Genomic DNA, 15,091 nt, shown 5'->3' with positions numbered 1-15,091 from the left:
ATGAAATTATTTTGGAAAATATTTTATTCCACGATGATCGTATCTGTCTCCTGCTTCAGCATTGGAAGTTATATATTAATTGACTCCGCTTTTCAAGATTCTATCAAGCGCGAAGCCACTTCTGTATTTGAGGAAAATGATATTTTAAGATACTCGCTACAAAAAGAATTACGAGAGGCTTCCGTATCGGATTTTTACTTCGCTGATGAAAAAAACAAGGAATCAGCATCCAATGAAGAGCTACTTATAACCGTTGCCTCCTCCTTAACCATTTATGAATCTGGTGGAGAACTTACTTTTCGCATTAGTAACCAGGACGGAGATATCGTATACGATAATTTTAATGAAGATTTAAGTAACGATGCCGTTACACAAGTATCGAATCAATCTAAAGGCTACCAAGTAAAAAATGTTAATGGGAAATATTTTCTTCACGCTATGACACCACTTCAATTACATGAAGATTTATTCTACATTGAAAACTTTCGAGAAATATCCGATATTTTTGCGAGTAAAAATGACCAATGGACAATGTATATGTATATTACGCTGCTGATGATTGGAATAGGTGCAATCGTCATGCTAGTCACTGCATGGCTACTGACAAAACCGATCTATAAATTATCGAAAGCAACGAAACAGATTGCTAAAGGAAATTTTGAAGAACGAACGATTGTTAGCAGCTATGTTGAGGTTGAGGAATTATCCCGCAATTTTAATTTTATGGCTGAACATATTGAAGAAATGATTTCTCAGTTAAAAGAAGCCAATCAAAGGCAAGAAACATTTATTGGGAGTATTAGCCATGAATTAAAAACACCACTTACTACCATGATTGGTTATGCAGATATGCTTCGCTCTAAAAAGTTAGATTCAGAACAAACATTTATGGCAGCGAATTATATTTTTCAAGAAGGAAAGCGAATTGAGGAGTTAACAATGAAATTACTCGATTTGTTGGTATTAAAAAAACGAGATATTGAAACAAAACCCATAAAAGCAACTGCCTTTTTCAGCCCCTTGCAACAGTACATGGAACCTATTTTTGAAAAAGCAAACATGGAATTTTATGTGGAAGCAGAAGAAGCTATGATACTTATTGAGCCCGATTTAATGCGAACCGTTTGTACCAATTTACTCGATAATGCAAGAAAAGCAATCGATCATGATCATGGAAAAATTAAGCTCCATGGCTTTATCCACCAAAACGACTATCACATCCGTATTTGTGATAATGGAAAAGGTATTCAAGCAGATGAAATGGCTAAAATTACCGACGCTTTTTATATGGTTGATCAATCAAGAGCAAGGGTACAAGGAAGTGTTGGCTTAGGACTTGCTATTTGCAGTGAGATTATCCATTTACACAAAGCTGAACTGACATTTGACAGTGAGTTTGGCAAAGGTACTTGTGTGACAGTAATAATTAAAGGTGTGAAGCGATGATGAAAAAGAAAAAAATACACCTTACCAACATTCTTTTAGCCATCATAGGGGTAAGTATTGCTTTCTTACCATTTATTTTAAAAAATGTTCAAGAGGAGCGTTTGTTGAATCATATTTTTGTATCAGATTTCCAAACAGAAGAAAAACAAGTGAATGATAATCAAACGACATCCATTGAAGAAAAGTTAAAATTAATCGTTAATCATTATGACGGAAATGAAAACATTGCCATCATTGAAAAAAGTAATAATGAGACGAAAAGAGCTGAATACCTTTCTAAGGGAATAAATGAAATTAAAGAACTGCAAAACAAAGGGTTGTTTCCACAAATTGATATGCAACCTGAATTCACGATCATTAATTCCAATATCAAAACATTTTTAAATACACAACATCCCCAGCACACAGTAACGATCTGGGAGGCTTTCTTTTCCACTAATGGTGTAGAAATAAATATATCAATGGACACCCAAACGAATAAAATCTATGAGTATCGAGTGAACCCAAATAATAATAAACCCTTATCTATAACTGATCATGATCAAACTACTACAAAATTAGCTAATTATTTTAATGTGAAAGTAAGTGAAAAAAAATTAATCGATAAAAGAACGGAAAAAATATATACGCTAGCGGACGAAGACGTCTTCATTTCCTTTTTTTCCGATAGGTATTTTGCGAGTTTCTATTTAATTCCTGCATTTGAAGCAGAAAAGAGGCCATTTTGATGGATAAATGAGCTAACTATGATACGTTGATCTATTATACTTTCTTGTAAGAAGAGAGATCGCAGGTTTAACACTTCCATTTCTCACCATAGACAACTGTTCAAAATATGAAAACTTATCCAATTCAGTACGTTATCCATGAACAGTTCGTTCTAAAATGAGCACACAAAAGACCTTGATCTCGCTTTTCCCCCCTTTTTAATATAGATTACTTGGGGCTGTTGCACAATCAGGTAATTGATTGTGCAACAGCTTTTTTGTGTATACACAAAAAAACAGACCACAAAGGGTCTGCTCTCATATATTATTGATTTATGACAAATAAAAGAATAATACAAGCCCAGTATAGGCAAACTGCAGCAAATTATCAATTATATTTACCGATGGATGTAGAAGAAATGATTCCTATGGATGATTCGGTCCGGCTCCATTTTTAGGCTTATATTAAACTTTAAATTCTTATATAATACAAAGAACCAGCCTGTAAATTACCTACAAGCTGTCTTCACTGCCGTTATTCTGCTGTCAAATATTCTTCTAATGTTAAGTCATTCTCTGTTATTTCTTTAGCAGCCTTCTTACCTACATAACGAATATGCCATGGCTCATATTGATATTGCGTAATTTCTTCTTTTCCTTTAGGAAAGCGAATAATAAAACCATATTCAGCTGCATTTTCCGCTAACCATTTACCTTCATCTGTATTAGCAAAGTCCTCATTTAATTGGAAACCCATATCTCTACTCGTCACATCCATCGTTAAACCTGTCTGATGCTCACTTTCCCCTGGTCGAGCACTTAATTGGTTAGCTTGTTTTTCTCCTAACGATTGGACATTAGATGCAAATACTGTTTCTTGGCGATCATAAGAACGATACCCAGATTGAGCAAACAACTCTAGCCCCGCCTTATCTGCAGCGGCAAACAAATCTTCAATTGCTGTAGCTGCAATTTTACGCACTTTCTTTTTCGGTAAATCTTCTGTAAAAGGATAATTTATGTCGGGTACCACTAAATCAACAGGTGTATAATCTGCTGGTAAAGCATTTTCCTTATTTACTAGCACCAATTGTTCATACGGATTTGCGATTACATTAGTTCCGCTATCTGTTGTAGCAGGCTCTGCTTTTGCAGGTAGTTTTTTTCCAGGTTCAAAATCATGATTTCCATCTTCAACCAATTGCTTCACTACCTCCGCTGTTTCTTGTTCATATATACCAGTCAAAGGTAAATCCTTCTGCATTTGTAAATCAGTAATGGCCCATACTGTAGCTGCATCAAAATCACCATTATCTTTTATATCATAGCCAATTTCTTTTAAAGCAAGCTGTAATGCCTTAACATCTTCTCCGCTATCTAATTTTTGCAAAGCCGCTTCAGGCAGTTGTAATTCCTCCACTGTATTTTCTGTGTTATCCTCTGCTTTGGACTGCTTATCTGCTTGTTGTTCTTTATCGCCATTTCCACATGCTGATGTAAATACTAATACGAATAATAAAACGATAAAGCTGATGATATGTTTCCGTTTCATGCTTCCCTCTCCTTCACAACACTAGCTTGAAACATTTTCATTTGTTTCAAAGTAATTCTTTAACCCACTTACAATTGCTTCTGCAACCGTTTGACTGTATTCATCAGACTGAATAAGTGCTAATTCTTCAGGGTTACTCATAAACCCTAGTTCTAAAAGAATAGCTGGTACTTCATTGTTTCTTAATACAGCATAGCTATCTTCGAGTATCCCTCTATCCTTTAATGAGATGGCATTACCCAGGGACTGGTGGATGCTCTGTGCCAACCGATAATCCTTTTCTTGGGAATAATAATACGTATGAAAGCCACCTACGCTAGGATCCTCAAATGAATTGTAATGAATACTGATAAAAGCGTCCGGCATTGCTTCATTACTCATGTTTCTTCTTTCTTTTAACGGTATTTTTACATCTTCTGTCCTAGTCATTATAACATTAGCTCCTACTTCACGTAACGCTTTTTCTATCGGTTTTGTTGTATTTGTAACTAAATCTTTTTCATATATGTCATTAATTCCAATTGAACCAGGATCTCTTCCCCCATGTCCAGGGTCGATCATTACTGTATGCCCGCTCAATTCGCCTGAATCCGTTGTAGCATTTAATGTTTCTTGTTCTGTTTCGCCTATTGTCTTCGTCTTACCTTCCGCAGAGTCATTATCTCCACATGCTGCTAATAAAATGAATAACAGAGATATAATTATATATTTGATGACATTCCTTTGCTCCATCAATTAGATACATTCCTTTCGTCTCATTTATAACGGATTATCATAAATCTATAAACAATTTTTAGTTATCGTTTTTGAATCTATTTCCATATATTTATAGTCTATGAAAGCAAAGTATCAAACTACTATATTTTTTGAATCATAGTTGCATATTACAAAACATTTATACCGTTTAGAGAAATTGGCATGAAAAGGGTAAAGAAAGTTAATTAGAAGTAAATGCTGCCAAATAGGATTTTATATTAACAGAGGTAATTTAGATATGCAATAATCCTTTTTTTGTAAGACTTTGTTTTTCATATACAATAAAAGAACAAATACTCGGGGCACCCGGTTAGCAACGTATCGAGTGGAACGAAGCAACGAAAGTTTTAGGAATCATGCTCCTGCAACAGGAGTATGCTAGCGCCCTCCGGCAAGTCCGTCTTTAGTCGGCCTTCCTATTTTAGTACGAACCGATGATGACTTAGCTTAGGGCAATGGAGTGAAGTCGCCTAGTTGCTGGGAGCTGGAGCCCGACGTGGCTAAATAACTTAGTTAATTTATCCACAGCTGCAAAATTTGATAATTTCCTACAATGAAAAAAACTGTCCAAAAAGGTTTTACTCACCTTTTTAGACAGTTTGGGTTTTAATTTATTTCATTAAGATAGTTCTGGCCAATACGCTTTATTCGCCTCATATAAATCATCTAATAAATCTTTAGCTACTTTTGCACTTGGAACAATTTTAGATAATGTCAATGCTTGCCATAGTTTTTGATATGATTTTTCTGCCCAAGCTTCAACGACAAGCTTTTCAACTGCGACTTGTTGTTCCATTAACCCTTTTTGAAAGCGAGGAATCTCTCCCATAACAAGTGGCTCAGGACCTTGGCTACCAACGATACATGGGACTTCTACCATCGCTGTCGGTTCAAAATTACTTATTGCACCGTTGTTTTCAACAATAAGGAGCATGCGTTCTTTTGAATTATAAGCAATTGCACGAGCCAAATCTACGATATAAGAAGCATGTTCATCAATTTCTAGTTCTGTTCCCTCTGCTGTTTGGTTATCAATTATTTTTTGACATTCACCGAAAACAAACTTTTCACGTCCGTCCATAACTTCATTCGCTCGTGTATACTCTGGATTCGACTGTTCTACGACATAATCTGGATAGAAATAATATTTTAAATACGTGTTTGGAACGGTTGTCGGATCAAGGGCTTGTACATCTTTTGCTTTAGCAAATGTACTGTTCCAGCTAGCATCTGAATGCTGTTTACTCTCATCTACTGTTACATAGCCATGTTTAGAAACATGCTCGCGAATTTTAGGCATGAGGTCGTTTCCTTCTTTATCACGAATATCAAACCACCATCCAAAATGGTTCAATCCAAAGTATTTCACTTCCATCTCTTTACGAGAAGATAGTCCAATGGATGCAGCCATTAATTCTTCAATACCAATTGGCATATCACATATATTTAATATTTTGGAATTTGGACGTAAAAGACGCGTTGCTTCTGCTACAATAGCTGCAGGGTTTGAATAATTTAAGAACCATGCATCTGGTGAATATTTTTCCATATAATCAACAAGTTCAATAACTGGTCCAATGGAACGCATACCATATGCAATTCCACCTGGTCCACATGTTTCTTGACCGACAACACCATATTTTAGTGGTATTTTTTCATCTTTTTCACGCATTGCATATTTACCAACACGGATATGAGCCATGACAAAATCAATATTACTAAATGCTTCTTTCGGGTCAACCGTTTCAACAAACTTAATTTGTGGAGCTCTTTCTTTTAATAAGATCCTACAACCTCCTGCTACAGTTCCTTGACGTTCTTCATCATTATCATACAGCTTTATTTCTTTAATTGGAAAACGATCCAAGTTTTCTAAGAGCATTAATATAATCCCAGGCGTAAATGTACTACCTCCACCAGCAATTGTAATTGAAAATTGTTTCATGATTTTTTCCTCCTTGATGTGTTTTACTGCTTTTGATTTAAAAATGTATCTATGGAATCACGGACTTGTGGCACGGATAATCCAACAATGACTTGAATACTCTTGTTATTTCTTACCACACCGTGGGCTTCCCCATATTCTTTAAAATACATGTCATCTTCTACTTTATTTGGGTCATGCACTGTAACACGTAAACGCGTTGCACAATTTGTAACATCTTCTATATTTTCTGCACCACCAAGACCTTGAAGATAGATAGCTGCTTTTCGCTCATATTCATTGTTGTATTTTTTTTCTGCATGAGCTACGTCGTTTTCAGATTCTACTTTACTTGCTTTATAGTCTTGTTTGGTGTACAGCTTTGTTTCGCCATTGTCTTCCTTTTCTCGACCTGGCATTGGAATATCAAACTTCAAAATTAAAAACTTAAAGGTATAGTAATAAATGACAATGAAGAGGATTCCAATGATAAATTGAGCTATGTACACACCCCAATGGTTCCCCATAAGCGGTACCCAGTTTGTTGCGGCTATTTCAATTAATCCGCCACCCATATTACCAACTAGACCAAATCCATGCATAATCGTAACCATAGTTGCTCCAAGAACTGCATGAAGTGCAAATAAGTATGGAGCAATAAATAAGAATGTAAACTCAAGTGGCTCAGTAATACCTGCAAATACAGCGGTTAACGCTGCTGCAAATAATAATGCACCTACTTTTTTACGTTTTTCTGGTTTTGCTGTATGATAAAGCGCAAGTGCAATACCGATGGAACCAAACATTTTGATGTTTCCTTGTAACAAGAAGCCACCACCTGGGAAGATATCATGTAATGCATCAGTAGACTGTGAATACTCTGTTAAATGAGAGATCCAATACGACTTCATACCACCGTCAACCACTGCTGGTCCATATTCAAATGGTGTATAAATAAAATGATGTAGCCCCGTCGGAATTAAAATTCGCTCCAAGAAGTGAAACAGCCATACACCGATATAACTGGACGAAACTAAAAAGTCTTGTAAAGATGCAATACCATTTTGCACCATTGGCCAAATCCAGCTTGTAAGAAAAGCAAGTGGAATCATTAAGAAGAAAGAGATCATTACTACGAATGGTCCACCTTGAAAAATCCCAATGGATTCTGGCAATTTCTTTTCATAATACCGATTGTGTAACCAGATAACGAGCGCAGAAATAAATATGGCACCGATAATGTTCGTATCTAATGTTTTAATACCAACAATTTCTTTTAATCCGCTTGTACCACCAACTTCACTAGCAAAGTCGACACCGAATGCTGGCCCCCAAATCGTTAAAATGCCGTTAATAAAGTAGTTAAACATTAAGTAACCCATGACAGACGAAAGAACAGCACGACCTGGCGCTTTCTTTGCCAGAGATATTGGAAGCCCAATAACAAATACAAGCTCCATTTGATTAAATACGGTCCAACCACCATTTTCGATTAATGTCCAAATTTGGTACCATAGTCCATCTGGGTTAGCCAAATCTCCCATGACAGCCTCATTTTTGAACAATGTTGCCAAACCTACCACTATACCAAAAAATGGAAATAAGAGCACTGGTACAATCATGGCACTTCCAAATCTACGGATTGCATTCATACATATACACCACCTATTTTTAGTAAAATAACGAATGATAACCTATTCTTTTTAAAACGTAGATTATCGCCGTGTTTAAGAGTAAAACGCTGTTGATTTTTGTACGATACACTTTAAAAGCTTGATATTTTCCTATAAAGTAAAAAAATTCTTCATTAACCTTTTATACTTGAATACCTCCTCGACACTTTTATACCTTTTCAAGGAATGCTTCAACAGTTAATCTTACATCATACGAAAAATGAAATAATAATGAATGTTCCATTTTGTTGATGTCGCTTTCATTTGTTAAGTTAAGTATAGAAGGGCGCACGCATTCATTCAATAGGTTTAGAGGGTTTAGGGAAAGCGTTACCATTTATGAACGCGTTTTCATAAGCTGGGAATTTTCCCAACTGAACAACATAGAAAACGTTTTTTCCTCTTTCCATGATAATTAGAACACGCTGTCGTTTTTAGCAACTCGTGAGTAATTGTGAACTTCAGCGACTTCATTGTGAACTTCGAGTAACTATCTTGTGAACTTCAGCGACTTTTCATGAAACTCAAGCGAAATTATGATGAACTTCAACAATTTTCTTTCCTTGGTTGCCAATCAAGTGGTTCTTATCCTATAATAAGAACAAACGTTTTGCATTTAACGGATTCGTATAACTTGGCTTATACTATAAAACCTTTCCTATAACATAAAAAATTTAAGGAGCTACTATGATGGCAAAAGTAAAGATTGAAAATCCAAATATCGATATCGATTTACCTGCCGCCTCTCTTCAAGATATATTTGAAAACGAGGACCCTTCTCTACGTCATTGCACAATTTCTACTTGCTCTGCTGAAATAAAAAACTATGATCGTACAGACTTTTCACAAGTCGTATTTAAACAGGTCAAATTAAATGGTTCCTCATTCAAAAACGTAGAATTAACAGACGTTATTTTTGATAACTGTGATCTATCCAACGTAGATTTTTTAGGGGCGATTATTCATCGGGTAGAATTCAAAGACACAAAGATGGTCGGAGTGAACTTAGCCGACGCCACGTTAAGAAATGTGCGTTTTGAAAATAGTATCATGCATTTAAGCTCTTTTAATGATAGTAGTCCGAAACAGATCATTCTTGATCATTGCTCTTTAAAAGGTGCGGACTTTTATGCATGTAAATTTAATAAAGTTCAATTCCAGCACTGTGATATAAACGAAGTCAATTTTTCGCAAACGCCACTAAAGAATGTAGACCTGAGTAATTCTACTTTTGAAAGATTAATTGTCTCTTTAGACGAACTGAAGGTTGTATTATTTCTTCAGAACAGGCAGTAGCATTTGCCGCAATGTTAGGTTTAAAAGTAAAGGAATAGGGGAGTGTCAACAGAATTCTGTTTGTTTAATAGTAAACAAGAGCTTGTTGTCGCTATAAAACTACATTTTTGCAAGGTGAAATTCCCTTTTGATTGTTTCCACTTTACGTTCTTTTTCGTTGCACATAGCCTTGATTATAAACGATACAAGTTTACAAATCCGTTAAAACGAACAAGAATTATCCTCCTAGCAAAAGAATGTTATACTGGAAATAATCAAAGCTTAGGTAGGAGTGTCCGATGAAACTAGAAACATTAATTAATAAAAATTACGAAAAATTAAACAAAAATGACCTGCATGTTCTCCAATACATACTGAGCCATCGGGAATCTTGCTATGATTTAAGTATTGTCGAATTAGCAAATGCTTGTTTTGCCTCTCGTTCATCCATTCATCGCCTAACGAAGAAACTTGGCTTTAGTGGCTATAGCGAATTTAGGGTTTTTTTAAAGTGGGAAAGGGAAACAAAACATCCAACAGATGACCTTATGGAGTCATTCCATTCAGATGTAGCGCAAACGCTAAAGAACTTGGATTCCGTTGATTTTGATACTATTAGCAAGTTATTGTACCAAGCAGGGAGAATCTATATACATGGCACAGGAACCGCTCAACTAATGTGTGCCAAAGATTGTCAACGTATGTTTTCTATTATTGAGACATTTATTATCCTTATTCACGACCAAGTGGAATTCGAAGCGATGTATAGGGGGATGCAGGATACGGATGTGGTCCTAATTATTTCATTATCTGGTGATACACCAACGCTGATTCCAAATATTAAACAGCTAAATGCCAAAGGGATTGATGTCATTACAATCACTAATTTAAAAAATAATAAACTCGCACAAATGTCCCCTAACAACATATATGCCACAACAACGCCTGGAGCAACCAAGGAGGGAACAGAAATCACTTCATTTGTCCCGTTCTATATTGCTATTGAAGCGATGTACCGTAAATATATCGAGTATTGTGAGCAGCAAAAGAGATAGGAGTTTGGATATAATGTCATTGTGTAATGAGAAAAGAGCTGGTGAGTCGTTCTAAGTATTCATTTGAAGTGAAAATAAAAAACACGGTGGGGTAAATTCTGTCATTATAAATATTAATTTCGCAGAGCTTTGCCAATCTTTTTTTCGGCACACTCTGCTTTATTTTTTCTATATTAAGGAGAAAAAAGGTGATTTTCTTTCTATGACAAAAATTTGTTTATTGATTAATCTTCCTACGCGGCTATGGCCTCAAGACCTCTGGTATGCACCCATTTTTTAGTGAACTCTCACGTAAAGCCCACATTTAAGTAAGGGTGAAATGCTAATCTAATACTATTAATACAGCTGATTAAATATTTCTACATGATTTACGTAATTTGTTTATTCTCTCTCATATTGCTGATCTAAAAAATAACTCAAGTTATCGTTCTATTTCACTATCTGCTTCGGATGTATCTGAATTAAAAAAACATCTTAATGGAGAGAAACCGATTAAGATGAATGCAGCTAGCTCATATATGGAAGTAATTTAGTTGTAGCCACTGGCATAGGAACTCATGTATTACCTTCTAATCTTGGTAGAGCGTTTCGAAGAGCCATAAAACAATCAAAGGTAAATAAAATAAGGTTCATGGTTTTACTCCTATGCTCTTTGCATTAGGTGACCATCCTAAAATCGTACAAGCGCGTCTTGAATATTTCTCTATACAAGTTACGCTAGATACTTATTCTCATATGCTCCCTAATATGCAGGAAGCAGTCGCAGAAAGTTTAGAATCCAAGAAAACGAGAACGCTCGAATCTGGTTTTACAAGTGATGTGACCAATTTTAAAGATGACAGACGATAAACATACGCCCCCGGCAGGATTCGAACCTGCGACACACGGTTTAGGAAACCGATGCTCTATCCCCTGAGCTACGGGGGCAAGTAAAAAATATAAACAATTAAACTTCATAGTGCCGAATCTCATTTTTTAATCCAACACTATCTATTATACAAAATTCCTCCACACTTGAAAAGTACTACCTCACTTCACAGAGTGTACATGGTTTCTACATAATGAGTATGATAAAATAGTTTACATCTGTTTTTTACTAGATTGGAGGATAAAACAATGGCACATGTACCATTTATTGCTATTGAAGGACCAATTGGTATAGGGAAAACATCCCTTGCTGAAAAATTGTCTGCTCATTTTCAATTTCAGTTGCTAAAAGAAATCGTTGAAGAAAATCCATTTCTAGGAAAATTTTACGAAAATATTGAGGAGTGGAGTTTTCAAACAGAAATGTTCTTTTTATGCAATCGATTCAAGCAACTAGAAGACATTGACAAACAATACTTACGTAACGGAAAATCTGTCGTTGCTGATTATCATATATCAAAAAACATGATTTTTGCCAAACGTACTTTACCCGAAGATAAATTCGAGAAATACGAAAAAATTTATCATATTTTAACAGCAGATATGCCTGTACCGAATATGATGATTTATTTGCACGCAAGTTTAGATACCATTTTAGAACGCATTCGAAAACGTGGCAGGGAAATGGAACAACACATACAAGCATCCTACTTGGAACAGCTTGCAGCGGATTATGAAGACTTTATGAACCAATTTGAAAAACAGCACCCAAATATTCCAGTTATTCGTATTGATGGGGACAAGGTAGATTTTATTTGTTATCAACAACATTTAAATCAGATTATGGAACAAGTGTCCATGAATTTGAAGCAACTGAACTGCACATAAAGAAGAAATGGAAATAGAAGGAGAATTACACCAATGAACGCAAGAGAAAAATATCACATCCCTCATAATAGCATTATTACAATCGCAGGTACGGTCGGGGTCGGAAAGTCAACGATGACAAACGCTCTAGCAAAAGCATTAAACTTTAAAACATCGTACGAAAAAGTAGATACAAATCCATATTTAGAAAAGTTTTATGCTGATTTTGAAAGATGGAGTTTTCATCTCCAAATATATTTTTTAGCAGAACGATTTAAAGAACAGAAAAAAATTTTTGAATATGGGGGTGGCTTTATTCAAGACCGCTCTATCTATGAAGATACAGGCATTTTTGCAAAAATGCATTACGATAATGGAACAATGTCTAAAACTGACTATGAAACGTACACGAACTTATTTGAAGCAATGGTCATGACACCGTATTTCCCACATCCTGACCTCCTTATTTATTTAGAAGGTTCATTTGAAGCGATTATTGATCGAATTCATGAACGTGGACGGGAAATGGAAAAGAACACGGATGTATCCTATTGGAAAGAATTGTATTATCGTTATCAAGAATGGATTAATAACTTCAACGCTTGCCCTATCCTGCGAATCGATATAGCTGATTATGACTTGATGAAAAAAGAAAACTCAATTGAACCCGTTCTAGAGCGGGTCGGGCATTTTATCCAGCAATCTCGTCGTTGGAAATCTGACCGTGTATAAAATAATTTTTCTATCCGTGGGTGGTTTCCCCACGGATTGTTTGCGCTATTAGGCTTAAAATACTATTAAAAACTTCCATCTCCTATGAAAAGCGTCTACAGGTCCGTTTTTTTAAAATGAATCTTTAATCAGTATAGGGGCCCCACTGATCGTTAAGTGAACCAACTGGAGATTTAGGTACTGTTATCTCCCACTTAGACTTATTCTTGAAGTGGGAGTCTGACAGCACTGATAAAATACTTTGCCTATCCCAATAAAAAGCTAAACTAATATTTCTTGTTCATTCTCCTAATTCAATAGAACGATCTCTTGCTGCATAAATACATTTGCTTATTACTTGTTGAAAATTTTGTTGTGCTAAAGTTTGGATTCCTGCTTCTGTAGTACCTGCTGGACTTGTTATTTTCTTGCGTAATTCTGCTGCCGTTTCATTTGTTTCACGCAACATGTTTCCAGCACCTAGCACTGTCTGATGAATTAACTGTTTAGCTGTCTCTGGACTCATGCCAGATTCAATAGCTGTTTGCTCCATTGCTTCGACAAGATAATAAATATACGCCGGTCCACTTCCAGAAATTCCTGTCACCAGATGCATTTCTTTTTCTTCCACTTGAACGGTTGTTCCAATCGTATCGAATAATTCCTTCGCTATGCGCATATGTTCTTCTAAAGCGTGCGTTCCAGTACATAAAGCTGTAGCTGAAAAACCAATGGAAGCAGAAGTATTAGGCATCGCTCTAACAACAGGGGTAGATATGCCAATCCACTGCTCTATCTTTTCCGTTGATATTCCAGCTGTAACCGAAACAATCAAATGCCTCTCTTCTATATATGGTTGAATAGAAGCAAGTGCTTCTTTCATATCACACGGCTTTGTAGCCAATACAATGACATCTGACCATTCTATGAGTTGTTGTTTATCACGCATACTGTCTATGCGATACTTCTGCTTTAAATCAGTTATTCTTTGATGATTCGTTCGATTTGTTATCATAATGTGCTGTTTATCGATAATGGTTGATTCAATTAAGCCAGAAATAATTGCTTCGGCCATAGAACCAGCACCAATAAATGCAAGGTTTTTATCCATCGTAATAACAACCTCCTTGTTAAAGTAATTTTTCAGGAAAACTTGGCTTGTCGCTAAGTTTTTATACTGTAAACCTTTTAAATTTTAAAATAAAAAACTCTCTCCATCCTAAATAAGGACGAAAAGAGTTTTCCGCGGTACCACCTATATTGGCATGAATCCCATGCCCAGCTTTTCTTGTTAACACAGTTTTTAACTGCGGTCAGGTTTATTCTAACAGCTCATTAGGTAGGTTCATATCAGCCGTCTACGTGTGGGGTCTTTCAGCCGGTGAACCCCATTCTCTGTCGTCCGTACATGATACAATTGGCCTCGTCATCGCTTTTTTATTTTTGTTTTATTAATTATATGTACTATATGCATAAAACAAATCATTGTCAAGTTCAAACAATTAAAAACGGACTTACATCAAAAAAATCGCTACAATGTAACGATTTTTTTTATCTCCAAAATTTTATGCGCTAATTTTAAAAATGGAGGAGGTAGAGGGATTCGAACCCCCGCGGGCTGTTACACCCCTGTCGGTTTTCAAGACCGATCCCTTCAGCCAGACTTGGGTATACCTCCGTGGCGACAAGATATAATATACCATGTTCTGAACATACTTGTCAATTCCTAATTACTATTTTTATTTACTAACATAGATCATATTTCTCAAAGATTGGCACAGCTTTATGCAAAGTTGTGCCAAAACCATGCTATACCTCTTTTACAACCGTACCTGCATACTTGTCATGCGGAAGTACAGATCCCGCTTCTCCTTCAAAGGAATGTCGGTTAATAATGTATTGTAAGTTACTTAACGTATCACGATAAGCCATTCGTTTAAAAAGCTTTGTCGGCGTCAACTCAAAATCTGTTTTGCTTCGTAATTCTAGTCCCATTAATTTATAACCCACCGTTTGTTTACACTGCTTTAGTTGTATGTACTCGAGCGACCACATGACAACGGTTGGGGTTACTACAGTATGAATAAACTCATTCTTTACTTTTTTCCGTAAAACGTATTCAACCCCAACAGTTACTGCGGTAGAAATTGCTACATCAATAAAAAGAGCCTTCATCCTTTTTTTGGTTAACGGCTTCATTTCATCCCCTCCTATGTTCGTCTAGCTGTTATACGGACATCGGGCATGAAAGTTTCCTG

Annotated in this window: 13 protein-coding genes and 2 tRNA genes; 7 read left to right on the top strand and 8 right to left on the bottom strand. The window is 35.9% G+C overall.

Going from position 1 to position 15,091, the window contains the following annotated elements:
• Positions 1-1,446, top strand: coding sequence for a sensor histidine kinase (locus tag D9780_RS18445; RefSeq protein ID WP_121641140.1), 1,446 nt, complete (start codon positions 1-3; stop codon positions 1,444-1,446).
• The gene (locus D9780_RS18440; RefSeq protein WP_121641139.1) at positions 1,443-2,174 is read left to right on the top strand and encodes a hypothetical protein; all 732 of its coding nucleotides are present in this window, start codon (positions 1,443-1,445) and stop codon (positions 2,172-2,174) included. Before D9780_RS18445 ends, D9780_RS18440 begins: the two co-directional genes overlap by 4 nt.
• 514 nt (positions 2,175-2,688) lie before the next feature.
• On the opposite strand, the gene D9780_RS18435 is transcribed toward D9780_RS18440, so the two are convergent.
• The 4 genes from D9780_RS18435 to D9780_RS18420 all read right to left on the bottom strand — a co-directional run bounded on the left by D9780_RS18435 (position 2,689) and on the right by D9780_RS18420 (position 8,037).
• Positions 2,689-3,705: a D-alanyl-D-alanine carboxypeptidase family protein gene (locus D9780_RS18435; protein ID WP_121641138.1), complete on the bottom strand. Its 1,017-nt coding sequence runs from the start codon at positions 3,703-3,705 to the stop codon at positions 2,689-2,691.
• A gap of 21 nt (positions 3,706-3,726) precedes the next feature.
• A complete protein-coding gene (locus D9780_RS18430; RefSeq protein WP_121641137.1) occupies positions 3,727-4,437 on the bottom strand; it encodes an N-acetylmuramoyl-L-alanine amidase family protein in 711 nt (236 codons plus the stop codon).
• 643 nt (positions 4,438-5,080) lie between these two features.
• A complete protein-coding gene (locus tag D9780_RS18425; RefSeq protein ID WP_073011693.1) occupies positions 5,081-6,406 on the bottom strand; it encodes a 6-phospho-alpha-glucosidase in 1,326 nt (441 codons plus the stop codon).
• Positions 6,407-6,429: 23 nt separating this feature from the next.
• A complete protein-coding gene (locus D9780_RS18420) occupies positions 6,430-8,037 on the bottom strand; it encodes an alpha-glucoside-specific PTS transporter subunit IIBC (protein WP_121641136.1) in 1,608 nt (535 codons plus the stop codon).
• 708 nt (positions 8,038-8,745) lie between these two features.
• On the opposite strand from D9780_RS18420, the gene D9780_RS18415 reads away from it, so the two are divergent.
• The 3 genes from D9780_RS18415 to D9780_RS18405 all read left to right on the top strand — a co-directional run bounded on the left by D9780_RS18415 (position 8,746) and on the right by D9780_RS18405 (position 11,237).
• Positions 8,746-9,354, top strand: a complete 609-nt coding sequence (locus D9780_RS18415) for a pentapeptide repeat-containing protein (protein ID WP_121641135.1) — start codon at positions 8,746-8,748, stop codon at positions 9,352-9,354.
• 278 nt (positions 9,355-9,632) lie between these two features.
• Positions 9,633-10,388 (top strand): MurR/RpiR family transcriptional regulator, encoded by a 756-nt coding sequence (locus D9780_RS18410; RefSeq protein ID WP_121641134.1) that lies wholly within the window; start codon positions 9,633-9,635, stop codon positions 10,386-10,388.
• 645 nt (positions 10,389-11,033) lie between these two features.
• On the top strand, positions 11,034-11,237 hold the full coding sequence (locus D9780_RS18405; protein WP_121641133.1) for a hypothetical protein: 204 nt from the start codon (positions 11,034-11,036) through the stop codon (positions 11,235-11,237).
• Between the two features lie 5 nt (positions 11,238-11,242).
• On the opposite strand, the gene D9780_RS18400 is transcribed toward D9780_RS18405, so the two are convergent.
• A tRNA-Arg gene (locus tag D9780_RS18400) sits at positions 11,243-11,315 on the bottom strand.
• A gap of 189 nt (positions 11,316-11,504) precedes the next feature.
• On the opposite strand from D9780_RS18400, the gene D9780_RS18395 reads away from it, so the two are divergent.
• Positions 11,505-12,143: a deoxynucleoside kinase gene (locus D9780_RS18395; protein WP_121641132.1), complete on the top strand. Its 639-nt coding sequence runs from the start codon at positions 11,505-11,507 to the stop codon at positions 12,141-12,143.
• 33 nt (positions 12,144-12,176) lie between these two features.
• Positions 12,177-12,854, top strand: a complete 678-nt coding sequence (locus D9780_RS18390) for a deoxynucleoside kinase (protein WP_121641131.1) — start codon at positions 12,177-12,179, stop codon at positions 12,852-12,854.
• A 280-nt stretch (positions 12,855-13,134) separates the two neighbouring features.
• Here the strand turns inward: D9780_RS18390 and proC are convergent, their stop codons facing one another.
• The 3 genes from proC to D9780_RS18375 form a co-directional block, all read right to left on the bottom strand.
• The gene (gene proC / locus D9780_RS18385) at positions 13,135-13,944 is read right to left on the bottom strand and encodes a pyrroline-5-carboxylate reductase (protein ID WP_240458727.1); all 810 of its coding nucleotides are present in this window, start codon (positions 13,942-13,944) and stop codon (positions 13,135-13,137) included.
• 474 nt (positions 13,945-14,418) lie between these two features.
• A tRNA-Ser gene (locus D9780_RS18380) sits at positions 14,419-14,511 on the bottom strand.
• A 131-nt stretch (positions 14,512-14,642) separates the two neighbouring features.
• Complete coding sequence (locus D9780_RS18375; protein WP_121641129.1) at positions 14,643-15,032, bottom strand: RDD family protein; 390 nt, start codon at positions 15,030-15,032, stop codon at positions 14,643-14,645.
• Between the last annotated feature and the right edge of the window lie 59 nt (positions 15,033-15,091).

The organism is Virgibacillus sp. Bac330 (genome assembly GCF_003667845.1).
Taxonomy (GTDB): domain Bacteria; phylum Bacillota; class Bacilli; order Bacillales; family Amphibacillaceae; genus Virgibacillus; species Virgibacillus chiguensis.
Note: the sequence above shows the minus strand (reverse complement) of the source record. Positions and strands in the feature narration are given on the sequence as shown.